The 21,419-nt window shown below is 63.6% G+C and carries 20 protein-coding genes, 1 tRNA gene and 1 pseudogene; 12 read left to right on the top strand and 10 right to left on the bottom strand.

The window, feature by feature from the left end; genetic code table 11:
* Positions 1 to 121: 121 nt before the first annotated feature.
* The 9 genes and pseudogenes from plsX (at position 122) to E8Q40_RS12625 (ending at position 7,735) form a co-directional block, all read left to right on the top strand.
* Complete coding sequence (plsX, locus tag E8Q40_RS12665) at positions 122 to 1,213, top strand: phosphate acyltransferase PlsX (RefSeq protein ID WP_137044898.1); 1,092 nt, start codon at positions 122 to 124, stop codon at positions 1,211 to 1,213.
* Positions 1,210 to 2,187, top strand: a complete 978-nt coding sequence (locus E8Q40_RS12660) for a beta-ketoacyl-ACP synthase III (protein WP_137044897.1) — start codon at positions 1,210 to 1,212, stop codon at positions 2,185 to 2,187. The genes plsX and E8Q40_RS12660 overlap by 4 nt, the downstream gene beginning before the upstream one ends.
* Positions 2,188 to 2,317: 130 nt before the next feature.
* Positions 2,318 to 2,638: an integration host factor subunit alpha gene (locus E8Q40_RS12655; protein WP_115518858.1), complete on the top strand. Its 321-nt coding sequence runs from the start codon at positions 2,318 to 2,320 to the stop codon at positions 2,636 to 2,638.
* A gap of 59 nt (positions 2,639 to 2,697) precedes the next feature.
* On the top strand, positions 2,698 to 3,399 hold the full coding sequence (locus E8Q40_RS12650) for a MerR family transcriptional regulator (RefSeq protein ID WP_137044896.1): 702 nt from the start codon (positions 2,698 to 2,700) through the stop codon (positions 3,397 to 3,399).
* A gap of 110 nt (positions 3,400 to 3,509) precedes the next feature.
* Positions 3,510 to 4,289 (top strand): enoyl-CoA hydratase-related protein, encoded by a 780-nt coding sequence (locus E8Q40_RS12645; RefSeq protein WP_137044895.1) that lies wholly within the window; start codon positions 3,510 to 3,512, stop codon positions 4,287 to 4,289.
* Positions 4,290 to 4,295: 6 nt separating this feature from the next.
* Entirely contained in the window at positions 4,296 to 5,816 is a 1,521-nt protein-coding gene (locus E8Q40_RS12640) for a 3-hydroxyacyl-CoA dehydrogenase (protein WP_137044894.1), read from the top strand.
* A 139-nt stretch (positions 5,817 to 5,955) separates the two neighbouring features.
* Positions 5,956 to 6,579, top strand: a complete 624-nt coding sequence (locus tag E8Q40_RS12635; RefSeq protein ID WP_137044893.1) for a TetR/AcrR family transcriptional regulator — start codon at positions 5,956 to 5,958, stop codon at positions 6,577 to 6,579.
* Between the two features lie 21 nt (positions 6,580 to 6,600).
* Positions 6,601 to 7,044, top strand: coding sequence for an SRPBCC family protein (locus E8Q40_RS12630; RefSeq protein WP_137044892.1), 444 nt, complete (start codon positions 6,601 to 6,603; stop codon positions 7,042 to 7,044).
* Positions 7,045 to 7,074: 30 nt separating this feature from the next.
* A pseudogene (locus tag E8Q40_RS12625) lies at positions 7,075 to 7,735 on the top strand (glutathione S-transferase family protein).
* A gap of 6 nt (positions 7,736 to 7,741) precedes the next feature.
* On the opposite strand, the gene E8Q40_RS12620 reads toward E8Q40_RS12625, so the two are convergent.
* The 7 genes from E8Q40_RS12620 to E8Q40_RS12590 form a co-directional block, all read right to left on the bottom strand.
* A complete protein-coding gene (locus E8Q40_RS12620) occupies positions 7,742 to 8,836 on the bottom strand; it encodes a M20 family metallopeptidase (protein ID WP_137046698.1) in 1,095 nt (364 codons plus the stop codon).
* A 71-nt stretch (positions 8,837 to 8,907) separates the two neighbouring features.
* A complete protein-coding gene (locus E8Q40_RS12615; RefSeq protein ID WP_137044891.1) occupies positions 8,908 to 10,317 on the bottom strand; it encodes a M20 family metallopeptidase in 1,410 nt (469 codons plus the stop codon).
* Entirely contained in the window at positions 10,317 to 11,288 is a 972-nt protein-coding gene (locus E8Q40_RS12610; RefSeq protein WP_137044890.1) for an ABC transporter ATP-binding protein, read from the bottom strand. Before E8Q40_RS12610 ends, E8Q40_RS12615 begins: the two co-directional genes overlap by 1 nt.
* Positions 11,285 to 12,265 carry an ABC transporter ATP-binding protein gene (locus E8Q40_RS12605; RefSeq protein ID WP_137044889.1) on the bottom strand — a complete coding sequence of 327 codons (981 nt, stop codon included), beginning with the start codon at positions 12,263 to 12,265 and terminating at the stop codon, positions 11,285 to 11,287. Before E8Q40_RS12605 ends, E8Q40_RS12610 begins: the two co-directional genes overlap by 4 nt.
* 5 nt (positions 12,266 to 12,270) lie before the next feature.
* Positions 12,271 to 13,197 carry an ABC transporter permease gene (locus tag E8Q40_RS12600; protein ID WP_137044888.1) on the bottom strand — a complete coding sequence of 309 codons (927 nt, stop codon included), beginning with the start codon at positions 13,195 to 13,197 and terminating at the stop codon, positions 12,271 to 12,273.
* Positions 13,194 to 14,111: an ABC transporter permease gene (locus tag E8Q40_RS12595; protein ID WP_137044887.1), complete on the bottom strand. Its 918-nt coding sequence runs from the start codon at positions 14,109 to 14,111 to the stop codon at positions 13,194 to 13,196. Before E8Q40_RS12595 ends, E8Q40_RS12600 begins: the two co-directional genes overlap by 4 nt.
* A 66-nt stretch (positions 14,112 to 14,177) precedes the next feature.
* Positions 14,178 to 15,701 (bottom strand): ABC transporter substrate-binding protein, encoded by a 1,524-nt coding sequence (locus E8Q40_RS12590; protein ID WP_137044886.1) that lies wholly within the window; start codon positions 15,699 to 15,701, stop codon positions 14,178 to 14,180.
* 179 nt (positions 15,702 to 15,880) lie between these two features.
* On the opposite strand from E8Q40_RS12590, the gene E8Q40_RS12585 reads away from it, so the two are divergent.
* Entirely contained in the window at positions 15,881 to 16,657 is a 777-nt protein-coding gene (locus E8Q40_RS12585) for an IclR family transcriptional regulator (protein WP_205995507.1), read from the top strand.
* A 63-nt stretch (positions 16,658 to 16,720) separates the two neighbouring features.
* Here E8Q40_RS12585 and E8Q40_RS12580 read toward each other — a convergent pair whose 3' ends face one another.
* Positions 16,721 to 17,740 carry a 1-aminocyclopropane-1-carboxylate deaminase gene (locus tag E8Q40_RS12580; protein ID WP_137044885.1) on the bottom strand — a complete coding sequence of 340 codons (1,020 nt, stop codon included), beginning with the start codon at positions 17,738 to 17,740 and terminating at the stop codon, positions 16,721 to 16,723.
* Between the two features lie 147 nt (positions 17,741 to 17,887).
* On the opposite strand from E8Q40_RS12580, the gene E8Q40_RS12575 reads away from it, so the two are divergent.
* Complete coding sequence (locus E8Q40_RS12575; RefSeq protein ID WP_137046696.1) at positions 17,888 to 18,367, top strand: Lrp/AsnC family transcriptional regulator; 480 nt, start codon at positions 17,888 to 17,890, stop codon at positions 18,365 to 18,367.
* Positions 18,368 to 18,469: 102 nt separating this feature from the next.
* Positions 18,470 to 18,547 (top strand) — tRNA-Pro (locus E8Q40_RS12570).
* A gap of 15 nt (positions 18,548 to 18,562) precedes the next feature.
* Here E8Q40_RS12570 and E8Q40_RS12565 read toward each other — a convergent pair.
* Complete coding sequence (locus E8Q40_RS12565; protein WP_137044884.1) at positions 18,563 to 19,861, bottom strand: O-antigen ligase; 1,299 nt, start codon at positions 19,859 to 19,861, stop codon at positions 18,563 to 18,565.
* Positions 19,858 to 21,414: an undecaprenyl-phosphate glucose phosphotransferase gene (locus tag E8Q40_RS12560; RefSeq protein WP_137044883.1), complete on the bottom strand. Its 1,557-nt coding sequence runs from the start codon at positions 21,412 to 21,414 to the stop codon at positions 19,858 to 19,860. Before E8Q40_RS12560 ends, E8Q40_RS12565 begins: the two co-directional genes overlap by 4 nt.
* Positions 21,415 to 21,419 lie beyond the last annotated feature (5 nt).

Raw genomic sequence — 21,419 nt, 5'->3', positions numbered from 1 at the left:
CGCTCAACGCCATTCTGGCGGGCGCATGATCCCGACTGCTGGGGAGCCGTCTTGAAAGACATGATCATGCCCCCGACCGCCGTCCAGTCCAGGCCGCCCGGGCCACCCTTCGAGCCGATACATGCCCGATAAGATCCGCATTGCGATTGACGCCATGGGCGGCGACCACGGCCCGTCCGTGGTTCTGCCGGGCGCAGCGCTTGCGCTGGAGCGGCATCCGGACATCGAGTTCCTGCTGTTCGGCGACCAGGCGGTCGTAGCGCCGCTGCTCGACAGCCTGCCGAAGCTCAAGGAGAAGTCGACCTTCACACACACCGAGGTGTCGATCCGTATGGACGACAAACCAAGCCAGGCCTTGCGCTATGGCCGTGGCAAGTCGTCGATGTGGCTGGCCATCGATGCGGTGAAAAAGGGCGCGGCCGACGTTGCCGTGTCCGCCGGCAACACCGGCGCGCTGATGGCCATGTCGTGGTTCAACCTGAAAATGATGGAGGGCATCGAGCGCCCGGCCATCGCCGGGCTGTGGCCGACGCTGAAGGGGGAGTCCGTCGTCCTGGACGTCGGTGCCTCGATCGGCGCCGACGAGCATCACCTCATCAATCTCGCCGTCATGGGCAGCGCCATGGCGCGCGTCCTGTTCGACATCGAGCGGCCGACCGTGGGTCTGCTCAATATCGGCGTCGAGGAGGTCAAAGGTCTTGAGCAGGTGCGTGAAGCCGGCCGCCTGCTACGCGAAGGCGACTTCCCGCATTTCGATTATCAGGGCTTCGTCGAGGGCGACGACATCGGCAAGGGTACGGTCGACGTCGTCGTGACCGAAGGCTTTGCCGGCAATATCGCGCTCAAGGCCGCCGAAGGCACCGCGAAGCAGTTCGCGCAATATCTGCGCTCGGCCATGAGCCGGACCTGGCGCGCGCGCCTCGGCTATCTGCTGGCCAAGCCGGCCTTCTCGCTGCTGCGGGAAAAAATGGACCCGCGGAAGGCCAATGGCGGCGTCTTTTTGGGCCTCAACGGCGTTGTCATCAAGAGCCACGGCGGCGCCGACGCCGAAGGTTATGCCGCCGCTATCGACATGGGATACGATATGATCCGTTACGAGCTTCTCGCCAAGATCGGCCAGGACCTGGCCCGCGATCTTGAGAGCCGTGCGGCGGCGCAGGCCGCCAAGGAGGCTGTGACGGAGCCGGCGGCAAATGGGGCGGCCTCGTCGTGACAATGAAGCGTTCTGTAGTTCTTGGCTGCGGCAGCTATCTGCCGGCCCGTATTCTCTCCAACGACGAGTTGGCGAAGTCGGTCGACACGACCGACGAGTGGATCGTCCAGCGCACCGGCATTCGCGAGCGCCATATCGCGGCGCCCGGCGAGCTGACGTCCGACCTCGCCACCCACGCGGCGCGCTCGGCCTTGGCGCATGCCCATGTCGAGGCCGACACCATCGACCTCATCATTTTGGCGACCGCCACCCCGGACCAGACCTTCCCGGCCACCGCGGTGACGGTGCAGAACAATCTCGGCATCTCGCAAGGCGTCGCCTTCGACCTGCAGGCCGTCTGTTCGGGCTTCGTGTTTGCTCTGTCGGTCGCCGACAGCATGCTCAAGGCCGGCACGCACAAAAGGGCGCTGGTGATCGGCGCCGAGACCTTCTCCCGCATTCTGGACTGGAACGATCGCACCACCTGCGTGCTGTTCGGCGACGGCGCCGGCGCCGTCGTCATGGAGCTCCAGGATCAGCCCGGCACCTCCGCCGACCGGGGCCTGCTGACCACCCATCTGCGCTCGGACGGCAAGCACCGCTCCAAGCTCTACGTCGATGGCGGCCCGTCCTCAACCCAGACCGTCGGCCATCTGCGCATGGAAGGCCGGGAGGTTTTCAAACATGCGGTGGTCATGATCACCGACGTGATCGAGGACGCCTTCGCCGCCACCGGCACCACCGCCGCCGACATCGACTGGTTCGTGCCGCATCAGGCCAACAAGCGGATTATCGACGGTTCGGCCCATAAACTCGGCATTTCTCCCGATAAAGTGGTGATCACTGTCGACCGTCACGGCAATACCTCGGCGGCTTCGATTCCGCTGGCGCTGGCTGACGCGGTGACCGACCGACGCATCAAGCGTGGCAACCTGATTCTGCTTGAAGCGATGGGTGGCGGCTTCACCTGGGGGTCGGCGCTGCTACGCTGGTAGTGCGAAAGCAAGGCCTTTCATGGTGCCCACCAGGTCCAAATCGGCCGTTGACCGCCTGCGCTGTAGCTAATATCTTTGATTATTCAGCGAGATATCTTCGCCAAAGGTTGTTTTGGGTTGGGCTGGGGCGATGACTGGTAAAACAGTAACGAGAGCGGACCTGTGCGAGGCCGTCTACCAGAAGGTGGGCCTGTCGCGGACCGAGTCCGCGTCACTGGTCGAGCTTGTCCTGAAGGAAATCACCGATTGCCTCGAGCGCGGCGAGACCGTGAAACTGTCGTCTTTCGGTAGTTTCGTGGTGCGCAAGAAGGGTCAGCGCATCGGCCGCAATCCGAAGACCGGCAAGGAAGTTCCAATTTCGCCGCGCCGCGTCATGGTGTTCAAGCCGTCCGCCATCCTCAAGCAGCGGATTAACGGGCATAACGTCGCCGACGAAGCCGAACACGCATAACAATCGTCGTTCGTCTGTTGTAAATTCCCTTCCATCGCAATCAGGCAGGTCAGACCGCTTTGGACGACAAGGCGCCGGGCGCATTCCGTACCATCAGTGAAGTGGCCGACGAGCTCGATCTGCCGCAACACGTTCTGCGCTTTTGGGAAAGCCGGTTCAACGAAATCAAGCCGATGAAGCGCGGCGGCGGACGCCGCTACTATCGACCTGACGACATCGACCTGCTGCGCGGTATTCGTCATCTGCTTTACGGCGAGGGCTACACCATCCGCGGTGTGCAACGCATCCTGCGTGAGCAGGGCGTCGATTTCGTGCAGACGATTTGGCAGGAAGGTGCGCAGGCAATCGCGAGCGAGGACGAAGAGGACCTCGTTGACGAGGCGCTCGACGCCGAGGATGAAGCCGAAGACGAAGAGAGCGAAGAAGATGCCGACGAGACTGAAGAGACCGGCGGTCTTCGCGGTCGCATCGGTTCGCTGATTGGCCGCGACCTCAACGAGCGCGATACGCGCGCCGACCGTACCGAGCCGCCGCTGCATGACGCGCCGATGCCGCGCATCGATCCCGGCGATCGGCTTGGCGGCGTGACCCGTGCGGTGCCCGAAGCTCCGACACCATCAGCCAAACCGACACCGATGGCTGCAGCTTTGCCGGCAGGGCTGAGCGCGGAGCAGAAGGACCGTCTGCGGCAGGTGCTCGACGAGCTCAAGGAGTGCCGCCAGCGTCTTGACGCCGCTCTGTCGCCTGCCGAATCTCAATAGGTCTGCGAAATATCCTGCATCGCTGCCGTGCCCGGCCGCGATTGGCGGCGGCGAGAGCCCGTGTTAGGCAAGGCCGTTTTTGACCGAAGGCCGAGGCCAGGACGCGACTCATGACCGAACCCGATCCGCTGCTCGTCGAACATCCGACGGACGACATCGTCGTGCTGCGGCTCAACCGACCCCAGGTCCGCAATGCGCTCAGCCTGCTGCTGCGCCAGCGTTTGGCCGAAGAGACCTTGCGTCACGGCGCCGATGCAAAGACGCGCGTCATCGTCATCACCGGTGACGACAAGGCCTTCGCCGCCGGCGCCGACATTGCCGAGATGGCCAAAGCCGGCCCGGTCGAGGTGATGGCTCGCAACGTGCAGCAATACTATCGACCGATCGCGGAATGCCCCAAGCCGGTGATCGCCGCGGTCGAAGGCTTCGCGCTCGGCGGCGGCTTCGAACTGGCGCTGTGCGCGGACTTCATCGTTGCCGGCGAGACGGCGAAGCTAGGCCTGCCCGAAGTGAAGCTTGGCATTCTGGCCGGCGGCGGCGGTACGCAGAAGCTGGTGCGTCTCGTCGGCAAGCAACGCGCATTGATGCTGCTGATGACCGGGCGCTTCCTGTCGGCCGCGGAAGCCCTCGCAATGGGCGCGGTGGCCGATGTCGCGCCGGCCGGGCAGGCGCTGGCTCGCGCGCTCGACATTGCCCGTGAAATCGCGGCGATGCCGCCGATCTCGGTCCAGCAGATCAAGGAGATCGTCAATGCCGGCGTGAATGCGCCGCTCGAGACGGCCTTGATGCTGGAGCGCAAGGCGTTCCAGTTGCAGTTCGCAACGCAGGATCAGAAGGAAGGCATGGCCGCCTTCCTGGAGAAGCGCAAGCCGACTTATGAAGGCAAGTAAAACTTCATGGCATTCGATCTGACGAAATCTGATCTCGTCGTCGCCGTGTTCGGCGCCGGCACCATGGGCCGCGGCATTGCGCAGGTCTGCGCGCAGGCCGGCATTGAAACGCTGCTCTATGACGCGCGCGCCGGTGCGGTCGAAGAGGCCATCGCCGCTGTCGGCAAAGGGCTGGACGGTCAGGTTGCCAAGGGCCGTATGACGGCGGACGCCAAGGCGGCGCTACTGGCCAAGCTCAAACCAATGGCAGTGCTTGAAGACGCCAAACGGGCAGGGCTCATTATCGAAGCGATCGTTGAGGACCTCGCCGTCAAGCGCGACCTGTTCTCAAAACTCGAAGCCATCGTTGCGCCGGACGCGGTGCTGGCGACCAACACCTCGTCGCTGTCGGTGACGGAGATTGCTGCCGGCTGCTCGCGGCCGGAGCGCGTCGGCGGGCTGCATTTCTTCAATCCGCCGCCGGTGATGAAGCTTGTCGAGGTGATTGCCGGCCTGCGCAGCGATCCATCATTGACGGATGCTATGGTCGCTCTGACAAAACGCATTGCCAAGACGCCGATCGTCGCCACTGACACGCCAGGCTTTGTCGTCAATCACGCTGGCCGCGCTTATGGCCCGGAGGCGCTACGTATCGTCGCTCAGGGCATTGCCTCGCCGCGCGAAGTCGATGAACTGATGAAAGAGGCGGCCGGCTTCCGCATGGGCCCGTTTGAACTGCTCGATCTCATTGGCGGCGACGTCACCCATGCGGTGATGGAGAGCATGTACGGTCGCTATTACGAAGAGCCGATGTATCAGCCGTCGGCACAGATGGCGACGCGCGTTGCGGCTGGGTTGTATGGCCGTAAGAGCGGCATCGGCTTCTATGATTACAAAAACGCCGATACGGTAAGCGGGCCGACCGTCAACGTGGCGAAGCAGCCGATACCGACCGCGGTGTGGGTTGCCGACGAAGATGGCGGTCGCGAGTTGGCCACGGCGCTGGACGCGGCCGGCGTCAAGACACATGTCGGCGGAACACCGCCGAAGGACAGCCTTTGCCTTGTCACGCCGCTTGGCGAGGACTGCACCGGCGCCGCTTTGCGTCTAGCACTCGATCCGGCGCGCACGGTAGCGGTCGATATGCTCGGCCGTTTCGGCAAGCGCTATACGGCAATGAAGAACCCGCTCACCAGCGCAGATGCGCTTGGCAGCGCCATCGCCGTGCTCGGTGCTACAGGTGCCGCGGTGACGGCGATCAATGACTCAACGGGCTTCGTTACGCAGCGCCTGCTCGCCATGATCGTCAATATCGGCACGCGGATCGCCGAACTGCGCGTCGCGGCGCCGGGCGATATCGACACTGCGGTCGAACTTGGCCTCAATTATCCGAAAGGTCCGCTGGCACTCGGCGATATAATTGGGCCGGCGCGCGTGCTCGCGGTGCTCGACGGTATGTTCGCGGCCACGCACGATCCGAAGTACCGCGCCACCACCTGGCTGCGCCGCCGTGCTGCGCTCGGCGCGTCGCTCAAAACGCTGGACTGAGTAGCGCTGCGTCCTGATCTAAGTCTCTGATATATAAGAAAAAGGGATCGCCAGAGGCGATCCCTTGCTTGCGATTGCGATATCACTTGACACATACCGACCAGTTGGTATGCTTTGAACACCGACGAAGGGTGCCGCTATGATCAAAGCCGCAACGCCAGACGCCAGGACGAAGTTGCTCGATGCCGCCTTGGACGTGATCCGCACTAAAGGTTATTCGGCAACGACGGTCGATGAACTCTGCGCCGCGGCCGGTGTCACCAAGGGCGCCTTTTTCCATCACTTCAAGAGCAAGGAGGCGCTCGGCGTCGCCGTTGCCGACTACTGGTCGGAGCAGACCGGTGCGCTGTTTGCCACGGCCGCGTATCACGAACTGTACAAGCCGTTCGATCGCGTGATCGGTTATCTCGCCTTCCGCAAGGCGCTGCTGCAAGGCCGTGTACCGGAATTCACCTGCCTCGTCGGCACCATGGTGCAGGAAGCCTACGAGACGACGCCCGCTATTCGCGATGCCTGCGACCGCAGCATCAGCGCCCATGCCGCCACACTGGAAGCCGATATCGAAGCGGTCATGCGCGAGCGCAAGATGACGCCGGGATGGACCGCGAAATCGCTGGCGCTGCACACTCAGGCCGTTCTGCAGGGCGCGTTCATTCTGGCGAAAGCGAAAGGTGGCGCCGAGATTGCTGCCGACAGCATTGATCATCTCATTCGCTATCTGCGGCTGCTCTTCAGCCCGGACAATACTCAACGTCAATCATAAGCAGCAGGGAAGGAAAGCGAAATGCCCAGCACCATCAAGCTTCATCGCGTCATCGCCGCCAAGCCAGAGAAGGTCTACCGCGCCTTCATCGAGAGCGACGCGGTCGCGAGCTGGCTGCCACCTTACGGCTATCTTTGCACGGTCCATGAACTGGACGCGAAAGTCGGCGGCAAGCACAAGATGTCATTCCGCAATTTCACGACCAGCCACGGCCATTCATTCGGCGGCACTTATCTCGAACTCGTGCCGGGTTCGAAGCTGGTCTACACGGACCGCTTCGACGACCCGAATTTGCCGGGCGAGATGCGTTGCACCGTGACGCTGACGGCGGTCTCGGTCGGCACCGAGCTCAACGTCGTTCAGGAAGGCGTGCCGGACGTGATCCCGGCGGAGGCCTGCTATCTCGGCTGGCAGCAGTCGCTGCGCAAGCTCGTCGATTTGGTGGAGCCCGAGATCAACCAATAGCGCGATCTTACAAAGCCGAGCGGGTGTCCTATGGTGCCAATAATCACCGCATTTGAACGGTCGCCCGATCGCGGCAAGGGCCTGGCACGCGACATGCGCGTGCGCTGGGCGCTGGAGGAAGTCGGCCAGCCTTACGAGGTGCGGCTGGTTTCCTTCAAGGCCATGAAACAGCCGGCGCATCGCGCGTTGCAGCCTTTCGGTCAGATACCGAGCTATGAGGAGGGCGACCTCGTCCTGTTCGAGTCGGGTGCCATCGTGCTGCATATCGCCGAGCGGCATGGCCAACTCTTGCCGAAGGATGCGAATGCACGGGCGCGCGCGATTGCCTGGATGTTCGCGGCACTCAATACGGTGGAGCCGCCGATCTTCGAGCGCATGTTGCTGATGATCCTCGATCGCGACAAGCCGTGGTATGGGGAACGTCTGGCAGCGCTCGAAAGCATCCATTCGGATGCGGCTTGAAGACCTGTCGCGCCATTTGGGCGAGGCCGAGTGGCTCGATGGCGCCTTCAGCACCGGCGATTTGCTGATGATAACGGTGCTGCGCCGGCTGACACAGTCCCCATTCATGGACGAATTTCCGAACCTTGCCGCCTATGTCGCGCGCGGCGAAGCGCGCCCCGCCTACCAGCGCGCTTTCGCGGCGCAACTCGCGGTGTTTGAAGCGGCGCAGGCAACGTCGCTCGCGTAAATCCTGTCACGCCAATCCGCAGATCGTCGCCGCGAGCGCCTGCGTGCGCGGCAGCAGCGTGTCGAGACGGAGGAATTCGTCGTCGGTATGCGCCTTGCCGCCGACCGGGCCGAGGCCGCACAAGGTCGGTACGCCGAGCGCGGCGGTGAAGCCTGAATCGGCGCAGCCGCCGGTGAACTCGCCGCCGACCTCAAAGCCGATGCCGGCCGCGGCCTGCCGATATCGCTCGAACAATGTGAGCGAGTGCTTCTCCTCGAGCGGCATGAACAGTGCCTTCGTGGTGATTTCGCCGCTGGTGCCGGGCACGTCCTCGGCTTTGACGATGCGTTCGATCTCGCTCATCAGCCGCGCGCGCTGCTCCAGCGTGGTGAAGCGCAGATCGAGCTCGGCTTCCGCCCAGGGCGCGACGGTGTTGTGGGTGTTGCCGCCCTTGATGACACCGACATTGGTGGTGACGCCGCTTGCATAGTCGGTGAGGGCATGCAGGCGCACGATCTTGCGCGCCAAAGCCTCGATGGCGCTGGCGCCGGCCTCATGATTGACGCCGGAATGCGCGGCGCGGCCCTTGATGCGGATATGGAAGCTCGTTCCGCCCTTGCGGCCGGTGACGACATTGCCGCTGACGCGGCCCGGCTCGGTGTTGAAAACGGCGCGCGCACCTTTGGCAGCAGCCTCGATCTCGGCGCGGCCGGTCGGGGAGCCGATCTCCTCGTCCGAGGTGAACAGGGCGACGACCGGGAAGGGCAAGCCGCCGGCGGCCTGGATCGCGCGCAATGTGAAAATGTTGGCGACGAGGCCGCCTTTCATGTCGGCGACGCCGGGTCCGAAAGCGAGATCGCCATCACGCGAATAGCCGCGCGTGGCGACCGTGCCCTTGGCGAACACCGTATCGCGATGGCCGAGCATCAGGGCGTGCTGGTTCAGCCCATGGCCCGGGACTTCGGCCTTGAAGACGTCGCCGAAGCCCTCCTTGGCGATGCGGGTGACGGCAATGCCGTCGTTCCGCAGTACTTCGGCAATGGCCTCGCCAACGGCGTCGGTGCCCGCTTTGTCGAAGCTGTTGGAGTCGATGTCGACGAGCCGGCGCAGCAGCGCTTCCATCTCGTCGGCGCGTGGCGCTAGCCAGGCCAGCACCTTGTCGGTCACGTCGCCTTCCAGCGCGGGGGCGGTCGTCACTTGCGCCGCTCCTTGAGAATACGCCCGCCGTCCTCGCCGAGATCGTAGAACAGCCCAGCCATGATCTGCAGCGCTTCGCGCGCCACCGAGCCGAGCAGGTGCTCATCCGGCGCGTGCTGCGAGCAGGACGGATAGGAATGCGGCACCCAGACCGTCGGCATGCCGAGAATGTCGGCGAATACGTCATTGGGCAGCGAGCCGCCGAGATTGGGCAACAGCGCTGGCTTCTTGTTGGTGGTCTTGGCCATCGAGGCGAGCGCCCAGGTCACCCAGGGGTCGGTCGGATCGAGGCGGGTCGCAGTGAAGGTCTCTATGCGCGCGGGCCGGACCGCGACACGTTGCAGGCCATGCGCATCGAGATGCGCGCGCACTGCCGGCAGGATGGCGTCAACATTGGTGCCGACGACGAAACGCAGCTGCATCGTCGCCTTGGCCGAAGGCGGGATCGCGTTCACAGGTGCCTCGGGCGTGCCGGTCTTGAACGCCAGCACCTCGAGCGTATTCCAGCCGAAGATACGCTCTTCCGTGGTCAGACCCGGCTCGCCCCAATCGGGATCGACCTGCGGATCGTTCGGCTCCTGGCCGATCTTGACGTCGGCAAGCGCGTCGCGCACCGCCTGCGGCAGGCTCGATGGCTTGAGCGCGTCGACCATGATGCGGCCTTTGGAGTCGACCAGCGCTGCAATGGCGTGGGCGAGCAGGGTGCCGGCATTGGCGAGGCCGCCGCCCCAGTTGCCGGAGTGATGGCCGCCTTCGCGCAAGTCGACCGACAATTCGAAATTCATGGCGCCACGCGAGCCGAGGAAGATGGTCGGGCGCTGCGCCGACAGGCGCGGCCCATCCGAGCCGATCAGCACGTCGGCGGCAAGCGCGTTGCGTTCGGCCGCCGCCAGCGTGCGCAGGCCGGGGGAGCCGGCTTCCTCGCCCATCTCGATCAGAAGCTTGCAGTTGAAGCCGAGCTTGCCGCCGCGCGTCGCCATCACCTGCTCGAGCGCGGCGATGTTGATGCTGTGCTGGCCCTTGTTGTCGGCGGTGCCGCGGCCGTACCAACGGTCGCCCTCGACCGTGATCTTCCAGGGATCGAGGCCGGTGCGCCAATTCGCGGCATGGCCGAACACGACATCGCCATGGCCATAAGTGAGAACGGTCGGCAGCGTGTCGCCCTCATGGCGCTCGGCGATCAGGAACGGGCCGTAGCCGGGCGCGGGGTTTTCGACGATCCGACAGCGGAAGCCGAGCTTCTCGACCGCGGGAATGATGTCGTCGGTCAGATAGGCGCGCAGCACGTCCAGTTTGTCACCGCCCTGGCTTTCGGTCGGAATGGCGACGCGGCGGGACAGAACATCCTTGAAGGTACCGCTGTCGTAGTAAGCGGCAGCGCGGGCAATGGCGTCCAGGCGGGTCATTACGAAGCTAAGGCCTCTTCTTGAACGAGATGACAGGTGGCCCAGCCGTCGCGCAGAACCGTCACGGCCGGCGGCTGGGTGCTGCAGACTCCGATCGCGCTCGGGCAGCGCGGCTGGAACGGACAGCCGTTCTGAGCGGCCATCGGATTGGCATTCATGACGCCCAGATGGGTGTCGGGCACGCCGAGATCGGGGTCCGGCGTCAGCACCGACTCCAGCAGGCCGCGCGTATAAGGATGACGCGGGCCGGCGAACAGGCCGGCGCGCGTGCGCTCTTCCACGATGCGGCCGAGATACATCACCGCGACGCGATCGGCGAGATGCTCGACGACCGCGAGATTGTGGCTGATGAAGAAGTAGGTGAGGCCGAGGTCACGCTTGAGCTCCAGCAGCAGGTTGAGAATCTGCGCCTGCACCGACACGTCGAGCGCCGAGGTGGGTTCGTCGCAGATCACGACCTCCGGCCGCATGACCAGCGCCCGGGCAATGGCGACGCGCTGGCGTTGCCCGCCGGACAACTGACCGGGATAAGCGTCGAGCAGGCGTGTCGGCAAGCCAACCAGATCGAGCATCTCGCGCACTTTGGCGCGGCGCGAAGCGGCATCGCCGATGCGATGCACGACCAGCGGCAATGCGATCAGTTGCTCGATCGACTTGCGCGGGTTGAGCGAGGAATAGGGGTCCTGGAAAATCGGCTGGATGCGCCGCGCCACCGCGATACGGTTGTCGGCGTCGATCGGCGCGCCGTCGATGAGGATCTCGCCCGAGGACGGCGGCAACAGGCCGAGTAGCATCTTGGCCAAAGTCGATTTGCCGGAGCCGCTCTCGCCGACCAGCGCGAAGACCTCGCCGCGTTTGACCTGCAGCGACACATCGGCGACCGCGGTCAGCGTCGCCGAGCCCTTGAAAGCGCCCTGCGACACCTCGAAACGGCGCCAGACATTCTTCAGTTCGAGCGCGATGTCGGTCATGCCACCGCCTTTTGCGCTTCGAGGCGAACGCAACGAACGTCGTGGCCGGCGTCGATCGGCACGAAGCGCATGTCGCCGGCACATTCCGGCGCGGCAAAGTCGCAGCGATTGCGGAAGGCGCAGCCTTCGAGCCGGCCGATCAGGTTCGGCAACTGGCCGCGAATGGCGCCGAGCGGTGTGCCCGGCGCTGTGCGGCCGGGTACCGGAATGCAGTTCAGGAGGCCGCGCGTGTAGGGGTGCGAGGGCGCCTTGAACACCGAGCGCGCCGGTCCACGTTCGACGATGGCACCGGCATACATGACCGCGACCTTGTCGGCGACGCGGGCGACGACCCCGAGATCGTGGGTGATGAGGATCATCGCCATGCCGAACTCCTTCTTGAGATCGTGCAGGAGACGCAGGATCTGAGCCTGGATGGTGACGTCGAGCGCGGTGGTCGGTTCGTCGGCGATGATCAAATCGGGTTTGCACATCAGCGCCATGGCGATCATCACCCGCTGGCGCAGGCCGCCTGACAGTTGATGCGGATACTGCAGCAGCCGCCGCTCGGCGCCGGCGATGCCGACACGCTCGAGAAGCTCGATGGCGCGGGCGCGCGCTTTCTGGGCGCTGACATTCTCGTGGCAGCGCAGCGCTTCCATCAACTGGTTGCCGATGGTGTAAGCCGGATTGAGCGAGGTCATCGGCTCCTGAAATATCATCGCCATGCGGTTGCCGCGCAATTTCCGCATCTGCGGTTCCGGCATGGACAGGAGGTCGGTGCCATCGAAGGTCAGCCGTGCGGCGTGGCGCTTCGCGACGCGCGGCAACAGGTCCATGATGGCGAGCGAAGTGAGCGACTTCCCCGAGCCGCTTTCGCCGACGATCGCCAGCGTCTCGCCGCGCTCGACGGAAAACGACACTTCGCTGACGGCATGCAGCATGCCGTTCGCGGTTGGGATATCGATGACGAGGTCCTGAACGTCGAGCAGTGCCATGGCGGTCAGGTCCGATTTTCCGGCGCGGTCACGTCGCGCAGGCCGTCGCCGACGAGGTTGATCGCCAGAACGAGGAAGATCAGCGCTGTGGCCGGCACGCCGATCACCCAGGCGCTGAAGAACATGTACTGCTTGCCTTCGGCGATCATCAGGCCCCAGGACGGCAGTGGCGGTTGGACGCCGAGGCCGAGGAAGGACAGGGCGGCCTCGAGCAGAATGGCGTGCGCCATTTCCAGCGTGGCGACCACGATCAGCGCATTGAGGATGTTCGGCAAAATTTCCATGAACAGGATGCGTGGCGTCGAACAGCCGATGGCCTGAGCCGCTGCGACATAGTCGGTGCGCGCGATCTGTTGTGTGGCCGAACGCGTGACGACGGCGAAGCGGTCCCACAGCAGGAGGCCAAGAACGATGATGACCCCCTCCAGCGAGCCGCCGACCAGCGCCGCGGAGGCGAGGGCGACCAGCACAACCGGCAGTGCCAGCCGCGTGGTGATGACATAGCTCAGGATGGCGTCGACGCGGCCGCCGAAATAGCCGGCGCAAATGCCGACAACCGTACCGATGACTCCGGAGATCGCGACCGTGAGCATGCCAATGAGCAACGAAATCCGGGCGCCGTAGAGAAGGCGGCTCAGGTAATCGCGGCCGAGTTTGTCGGTGCCGAGCACATGCTCCCAGGTCCCTTTGGGATGCCAGATCGGCGGAATGAGGCGCTGCGCCAGGTTCTGGGCATAAGGATCGTGCGGCGCGAGCAACGGCGCGGCCAGTGCGGCAACGATAATGATGAGTAGAACGCTCCCACCGATGAGGAGGCCGCCATGGCGGCGCGCCCGGCGCACGAACGCGGAGAACGGCGAGCGGCGGACCGGCGCCACGTCGAACTGCGCGGAACCGGTAGCGGGATCGATGCTGGGGGCGATGTTGCTCATGCCAGCCGGATCCGTGGATCAAGGAATGCATTGGCGACGTCGGCCAGGAAGGTGAGGCCGACATAGATGGTCGCCAGAATAAGCACCACCGCCTGCACAACGGGGAAATCGTTGCGCGCGATCGATTCCCAGGCGAGGTAGCCGAGGCCGTGCATCGAGAATACCGCCTCGATGACGATCGAGCCGCCGAGCATGAAACCGAACTGCACCGCCGCAAGGGCAACGACCGGAATGATGGCGTTGCGCAGCGCATGCTTGAAGATGACGACCCTGGGCGACAATCCTTTGGCACGCGCGGTGCGGATGTAATCGGCCGACAGCACTTCGAGCATGCCGTTGCGCGACAGCCGCATCACCGCGGGCACCGCGTACCAACCGAGCGCGATCGACGGCAGGATGAAATGCTTCCAGGTCGAGGCGCCGGACACCGGCAGCCAGCGCAGTGTTATCGAAAACAGGATGATGAGGCCGAGGCCGAGGCAGAAGGTCGGAATGGCCTGACCGATGACAGAAAATGACAGCGCCAGCCGGTCGATGATGGTGCCGTTATAGACTGCGGCGAGCACGCCGAGCGGCACCGCGACGAGAAGCGACAGGCACAGCGAAATCGCGCCGAGCGTCAGCGTCACCGGAATACGCGCGGCGATCAGCGAGACCACGCTGGTGCGAAAGAAGAAAGAGTCGCCGAAGTCGAACTGGAGCGCCCGCCACAGCCATTCGAGATACTGGAGGACGAGGGGCCGGTCGAGCCCGAACTCCTTTCGGATCGCTTCGACCTGCGCCGGCGTCGACTCTGGCCCGGCGATCGACATCGCGATGTCGCCCGACAAGTGTAGCAGAAAGAACGCGACGATCGACACCGTGATGGCCACGGAGATCGCAACGACCAGACGTTGCAGGGTGTAGCTAAGCATAAGAGCCGCCGGCCAGAGGGATTTGCGCGCGGCGCTCCGGGAGGGAACGCCGCGCGCGAGCTTCGGTTACTTCCAGCGTGCCGCGTAGAAGCGCGGCAGTTCATCCGGCTGAGCGGTGAAGGACAGCTCGCTGGAGAAGGCATAGTTCGCCGGGTAGGAGTACAGCGGGAACAGGTAAGACTTCTCGGCGATGGTCTTGAGCGCTTCCTGGTACAGCTTGAGGCGCTTGTCGACGTCGACCGATGTGTCGGCTTCGGTGAGCAGCTTGCCGACTTCCTTGTCGCCGGTCATGTCGTCGGCCGAACCCTTGAAGTAGTTGCCGGTGAAGGCCGAGGCATCGGCGACCGAGAACGAGCCCCAGGTCTGGAAAGCCATCGGAGCTTTGCCCTCGCGGATCAGGGTGCGCATCGCGGCATATTTCAGGTAGTTCAGGTTCACCTTGATGCCGACGGCGGCGAGATAGCCGATCACCGCTTCGGCATACTCACGTTCACGATAGGCCACTAGTTCGGTGGTGAAGCCATTCGGGTAGCCGGCTTCGGCCAGCAGTTTCTTGGCTTTGGCCGGGTCGTAGGAATAGGTCGGCACGCCCTTGTCGGTGCAGCCGAACTGATCGATGAAGCAGGCCGAGTTCATGATGCGGGCGCCGCCGCCGACCAGATTGTCGAGCATGGCCTTGCGGTCGATAGCATAGGCGACCGCCTGGCGGACGCGCTGGTCCTTGAACGGGGTCGATTTTTCCGAACGGCCGAGCGTATCGAACTGCAGGAAGCCGACGCGCATGGTTTCGGCCGACAGCACCGCGACGTTCGGTGCGGTCTTGAGCTGCTTGGCCTGATCCACCGGCACGCGCCAGATCCAGTCGACGCCGCCGGTCATCAGTTCGGCCATGCGCGTTTCGGCGTCCGGGATGACGCGGAACACAACCTTGCCGATCGCCGGCTGCCCCAGCGGGCTGCCCTTCCAGTAATTGGCGTACTTCTCCATGGTGACGCCCTTGCCGGGATCGACCTTGGTCACGCGATAGGGGCCCGATCCGATCGGCGCTTTGGAGAAACCGGTGAGGCCCACCGACTTGAAGTACTTCTCCGGATAGATCGGCACCGGGCCGGCGAGATATTCGATCGCGGCCGGGAACGGGCCGACGAGATGGATGCGGACCTGATCCTCGCCGGTCTTCTCGGCGCTCTTGATCCAATCGGTGTTCTGCTTGGTAACGACCTTGGCTTCCGGGCTCACGACATAGTTCAGCGTGAACACGACGTCGTCCGCGGTGAGCGGATCGCCGTTGTGGAAGGTGACGCCCTTGCGGATCGTCAGGTCGAGCGTGGTTGGATTGGCCCAGGCCCACTTCGTCGCCAGTTGCGGCTCGTACTTGCCGGTCTTGGGATCGCGATAGATCAGATTGTCGAAGACATGCCGGGCGATGATGACGCCCTCGCGCAAGTTGTTGTGGTAGGGGCTGACGTTCTCCGGCTCGGAATCGGACGCATAGACCAGAGTGTCGTTGGCCTTGTTGGCGAATGCGCCGGTGCTGGCAGCGCCGAGCGTAATCGCGACCGCGCTCATCAGAACAAGATGTGCCTTCATGTGCCCTCTCTTCATGTGCCTCTCGTTTGAGGCGCTCCCCGCACCTCGGTTGGTATTATATTGTAATACTTAGAATTATATGATAATCAGGGTACGAACGCGCCCGAGCGGTGTCAAGAAATCGTCGCGCCAGCGCGCGCATCAATTGCAGGCAAATTGCTGCGGAGGAAGGCTCGAACTTGAGCAAACGCGCGCAGGATACGTTGTTCGTCGGCTCGCTCGAAAAGGGCATGCGCGTTCTGAACGCGTTCGATCACAATCACACGTCCATGGGCCTGAGCGAAATCGCCGAGCGCGCCGGTCTGGAGAAGAGCGCGGCGCAGCGCCTGAGCAATACGCTCTACAAGATCGGCTATCTGGACAAGGATCCGGAAACGCGACGCTTCACCCCCTCGCTCAAATTCCTCGAACTCGCCAATGCCTACTGGTGGGCGGACCCGCTGGTTCAACTGGCTCTGCCCAAGCTCATCGAACTGGGGCAACGATTTCAGGAACGCGTCAATCTTGCGCGTCTCGATGGCTCCGAGATCGTCTATGTCGTTCGCATCCCTACGCAACTGACCCGGTTCGAAGCCATGATCGCCGGCCGGCGCCTACCGGCACTGACGACGTCGAGCGGCCGCACCATGATCGCGCGCCTGTCCACGGCCGAGCGCAAGAAAGCCGTCAAGACCTGGCCGCTGATCGCCATGACCCCAAAAACGACGATGGACCGTGCGAAGATCGCCGCGTCGGTCGAGGAAGCCGCGTCGGCCGGCTATTGCCTGACCCACAGCGAAAACATGCTGAACGAGATCGCGATCGCAGCGCCAATCCTCGATCACGACGGACGGCCGATCGCGGCCGTTCAGTGTTCGGTGTCGAGCCTGAAATGGAGCGCCGACAAGGTGCGGCGAGACATCGCGCCGCGCCTCATCGAAGTGGCAAACTCGTTCAATCCGATGAAGATGCGCTGACGCGCACCTTTCGTCGTTTATCCACCCGGAGCCTGCTGATTTGAGCCGGGTGCGCACGGCCAATCAGCCGTTGCGATAGGTGTAGCTGTAGCCGTTGATCGCCGGCGCGCCGCCGAGATGGGCGTAGAGCACCTTCGAACCGGCCGGGAAGTATCCCTTCTTCACCAGGTCGATCATGCCCTGCATGGATTTGCCCTCGTAGACCGGGTCGGTGATCATCGCTTCGGTGCGCGCGGCGAAACGGATGGCTTCGTTGGTCTCGTGGCTCGGCACGCCGTAAGCCGGATAGGCGTAGTCATTGAGAATGACGATCTCGTCGTCGCTGACCTTGCGGCCGAGCTCGACCAGCTCGGCGGTGTTGTCGACGATCTCGCGGACCTGCGTGCGGGTCTGCTGCGGAGTGCCGGATGCATCGATGCCGATGACGCGGTTGGCGCGGCCGTCGGCGGCGAAGCCGACGATCATGCCGCCTTGCGTCGAGCCGGTGACGACGCAGACGATGATGTAGTCGAACTTGATGCCCATCTGCGCTTCCTGGGCGCGGACTTCTTCGGCGAAGCCGACATAGCCGAGACCGCCGTACTTGTGCACCGAAGCGCCGGCCGGAATGCCGTAGGGCTTGCCACCGGCATCCTTCACCGACTGGATGGCGTCTTCCCAGCTCTTGCGGATGCCGATGTCAAAGCCGTCAGGAACGATACGGCTGTCGGCGCCCATCAGGCGGGTGAGCAGGATGTTGCCGACGCGGTCATAGACGGCGTCTTCATGCGGCACCCAGCTTTCCTGCACCACCACGCACTTCATGCCGATCTTGGCCGCGGTCGCGGCGACCATGCGGGTATGGTTCGATTGCACGCCGCCGATCGACACCAAGGTATCGGCGTTCGAGGCGATGGCGTCCGGCACGATGTATTCGAGCTTGCGGAGCTTGTTGCCGCCGAAGGCGAGGCCCGAATTGCAGTCGTCGCGCTTGGCGTAGATCTCGACCTTGCCGCCGAGCGCTTCCGTCATGCGGGGCAGGTGCTCGATTGGCGTCGGGCCGAAGGTGAGCGGATAGCGTTCGAACTTGTCGAGCCTGAGCATCGATGTCTCCGGGACGGAAAGGGGGATTTCGGCGGAAATCCTAGCCGAATGGCTCGGAAAGGTGCTTTCTAAATGCGGCGCATTATATTACGTTTTGTGCCAATAATTACCATTATGTCGTAGTGGATATCAATGAATGGTCACCAGATGAAAGAATCTTCCATATCGCCAGAGTTGGATCGGACCGACCGCCGGATTCTCCAGCGCCTCCAACGCGACGGCCGGATGAGCAACGCGGACCTGGCAAAGGCCGTCAATATCAGTCCGGCCACCTGCCACCGGCGCACCCAGCGACTGTTCGACGAGGGGGTCATTCGCTCCGTTCGTGCCGAAGTAGCGTCGCGCCATGTCGATCGGGGCACGCTGGTGATCGTTGGCGTGGTGCTGGACCGTTCGACACCCGACAGCTTCGCCGCTTTCGAGGCAGCCATTACAAAAATGCCGGTCGTGCTCGATTGTCACCTCGTCGCAGGCGACTTCGACTTCTTCCTCAAGATCCGCGTGCGCGACATCGACGACTTCAACAAGCTGCACGGCGAGCAGTTGATCGGGCTTCCGGGCGTGCGGCAGACGCGGACCTTCTTCGTCATGAAAGAAGTGGTCGATAACCGCCCGCTCGACTTTTAGCGGGGAATGGCCCTCGGCCAATGCCATTGCAGGACCACGATAAATTCCCGGACAGCGGTTGCGCGGGCTCTGGCGCCTCCCTATAGTCCGCGCCGTTCCGGTCGGGGCGTGGCGCAGCCCGGTTAGCGCACTAGTCTGGGAGACTAGGGGTCGTGGGTTCAAATCCCGCCGCCCCGACCAATTTAATCAATAATTTCAAGTAATTGTACGGCGGCCCACTTGGGCCGCGGCCCCGGCGCGCGTCGCCGCCGCCAGGCCCCAGATCAGGCCCAGCACCAGGAAGAAGGTGCGCCAGTGGTCGGTGTCGATGATGAAGCCTTCCAGCACCAGGCCGAGCCAGGTTCCCGCAGTGGCGATGGCATAGCCCTGCCACGGCGTGCGCTTGATGGCGTTGGCGAAGGCGATCCACGTGGTCGACAGCACCAGCAGCACATAGGCAAAGCCGCCGCCCCAGCCATAGACCAGGAAAGACTGCAGATAGACATTGTGCTGTTGCAGGCCGAACACCCGCGAGAACTCGAATGGGCCCATCCCGTTCGGGTACTCGAGGACAGAGCCGATAGCGAGTTGCTGCAGCACAAAGCGGCCGCCGGTGCCAACATCATAGCTTTGAATGAGCTGGGCCCGCTGCGTGAACATGTTGCCCAGCGACGTCATGGTCAGCAACAGCACGAGCAGCACCGCGAGGGCCGCCATTCCGGCAATGCTCAACCCGAGAATCCGGAGGCGAATTCGTGCCGTCGGTGCCGTGAAGAAGTCGAGGATGATGGTGACGGTAAGGCCGACGGCGAAGACGAACCATGATCCGCGCGAGAAGCCAAGCAGTAACCCGAACATGATGACGCCGGCGAGACCGAGACCAACGATGTCAATCCGTTTCACCAGCATTCGTTGCAGCAGGAAAAGCAGCGGCAGAATCAGGAATGGGCCGTAGACGTTCGGATCCTTGAACATGCCCATGGCGCGGTCATACAGCGTGAACATTCCGGCGCCGGGGAACAAATGGAAATAGCCGGCGATTCCGCAAATGGCCGAGATGACAGCGGCCATCACATAGGCGACCTCGAGTGTGGCCATGCGCGGCATGGTTTTGTCGGCAACGACCAGTGCAAAGATCAGCGCTGCGATGGCCAGATAAACCGAGGTCGCGGCGTACTGCACCGTTTCCTTCTGGTCGGGCACGTTGAGGAGGGTCAGCAGGCCGAAGAAGTTCCAGATAACCAGCAGCGCGAACGGAACGATGAGAATGCGGTGGAAACGCGCACCGGCCGCCAGCGCAACAATGGCCAGCACGCCCATCAGGGCGTCATGCGGCGACGGCTCGATGAAGGCGACGCAGCTTGCCAGCACGGCCGCGAACAAGACGGTCGTCAGCAGGCGCTCGCGAAACGGCGATTTCACATGGGGCGCCGTATAGGTGGCCGATGCCCAACCGGACGCGGGAATGACTCCCGGCGCGAAGCCACGCGGCGCCATGTCACCGGCGGTGATCAATAGGCGTTCTCGGTCTTGAGCAGCGAGATCGGCGTGCGCACCAGGATGGAGAGGTCGAGCAGCAGCGACCAGTTCTCGATGTAGTACAGGTCGTGTTCGACGCGCGCCTGGATCTTCTCGTGCGTATCGGTTTCACCGCGCCAGCCATTGATCTGCGCCCAGCCGGTAATGCCAGGCTTGACGCGATGTCGGGCGAAATAGCCGTCGACCGCGTCGGCATAGAGCTTCGCTTCGGCCTTGGCATTCACCGCATGAGGGCGCGGGCCGACCAGCGACAGGTTGCCCTTGAAGACGACGTTGAAGAGCTGCGGCAGTTCGTCGATCGATGTCTTGCGAATGAAGCGGCCAACGCGGGTGACGCGCGGATCGTCTTTCGTGACGAGCTTGGCCGCGGTGGCGTCACTCATGTCGGTATACATCGAACGGAACTTGTAGACCTCGATCAGGTCGTTGTTGAAGCCATAGCGCTTCTGCCGGAAAATCACCGGGCCCTTGCTGTCGAGCTTGATGGCGATGGCGGTGGCGATCAGCACCGGCGACAGCGCGATCAGCGCCAGCGTGCCGATGATTTTGTCGAACAGCCACTTCATCACGACGTCCCAGTCGGCGATCGGGCGATCGAACACGTCGATCACCGGAATCTTGCCGATGTAGGAGTAGGAGCGCGGCCGGAACTGCAGCTTGTTGGTATGGGCCGCCAGACGGATGTCGAGCGGCAGCACCCACAGCTTGCGCAGCATGTGGAGGATTCGGTTTTCCGCCGTGATTGGCAGCGAGAAGATCACGAGATCGACGCGAGTGTTTCGGCCGAACTCGACGAGATCATCCACGGTGCCGAGCTTCGGCAACCCCGCGCATTCGTCGCCGCCACGGTCGCCGCGGTCGTCGAACACGCCAATAAGTTCGATGCCGGTGTCCTTCTGGCGACGCAGTTCCTCGATGATGCGTTCGCCGGCTTCACCGGCGCCAACGATCACGGTGCGGCGGGTGAGGCGGCCTTCGCGGGTCCAGCGCCGGACAATGTAATAAAGAACCTTGCGGGAGACGATGAGCGCCAGAAGCCCCCCGACGTAATAGGTACCGAGCCAGACGCGTGAATAAAGGTCGCCGGCCTTCAGGAAGAATGAGCCGCCAATGGCGATCAGGAAGACTACGGACCACGCCGAGGCCATCCGCATGTACTGCTTCTCGTGGCCGCGGAAGGCGTGGACCTGATAGATGTCGGCGATCTGGAAAGCGAGCGTGGCCAGCGTGGCGATGGCCAGGACGGCAGGCAGGTAAAGCCAAAGGTGTGCGCTGACCGGCGAAACATAAGCGGCGAAGATCGCCAGTCCGACCGCGACCATCAGGATGAATTCGATGACCCGTACGGCGCCCGCGAGCACGATCGGCGAGATCGGCGCAGCCATCGGCTTATCGATGATGGCGCGGGCTTTTGGCGAGAGAGTGCGCGGTGCAGCTTCGGTCCGCGGACCTTCGCGCAACCGGTCGAGCACGGCAGCAGCGCCGGCGCCGGCCGCGTTGAGGGCAGGGCGGGATTCAGAGTCGATCATTTCGG

This window comes from Pseudolabrys sp. FHR47 (assembly GCF_005153485.1).
Taxonomy (GTDB): domain Bacteria; phylum Pseudomonadota; class Alphaproteobacteria; order Rhizobiales; family Xanthobacteraceae; genus Pseudolabrys.
The sequence above is the reverse complement of the archived record's forward strand: the minus strand, read 5'-3'. Positions and strand labels throughout refer to the sequence as shown.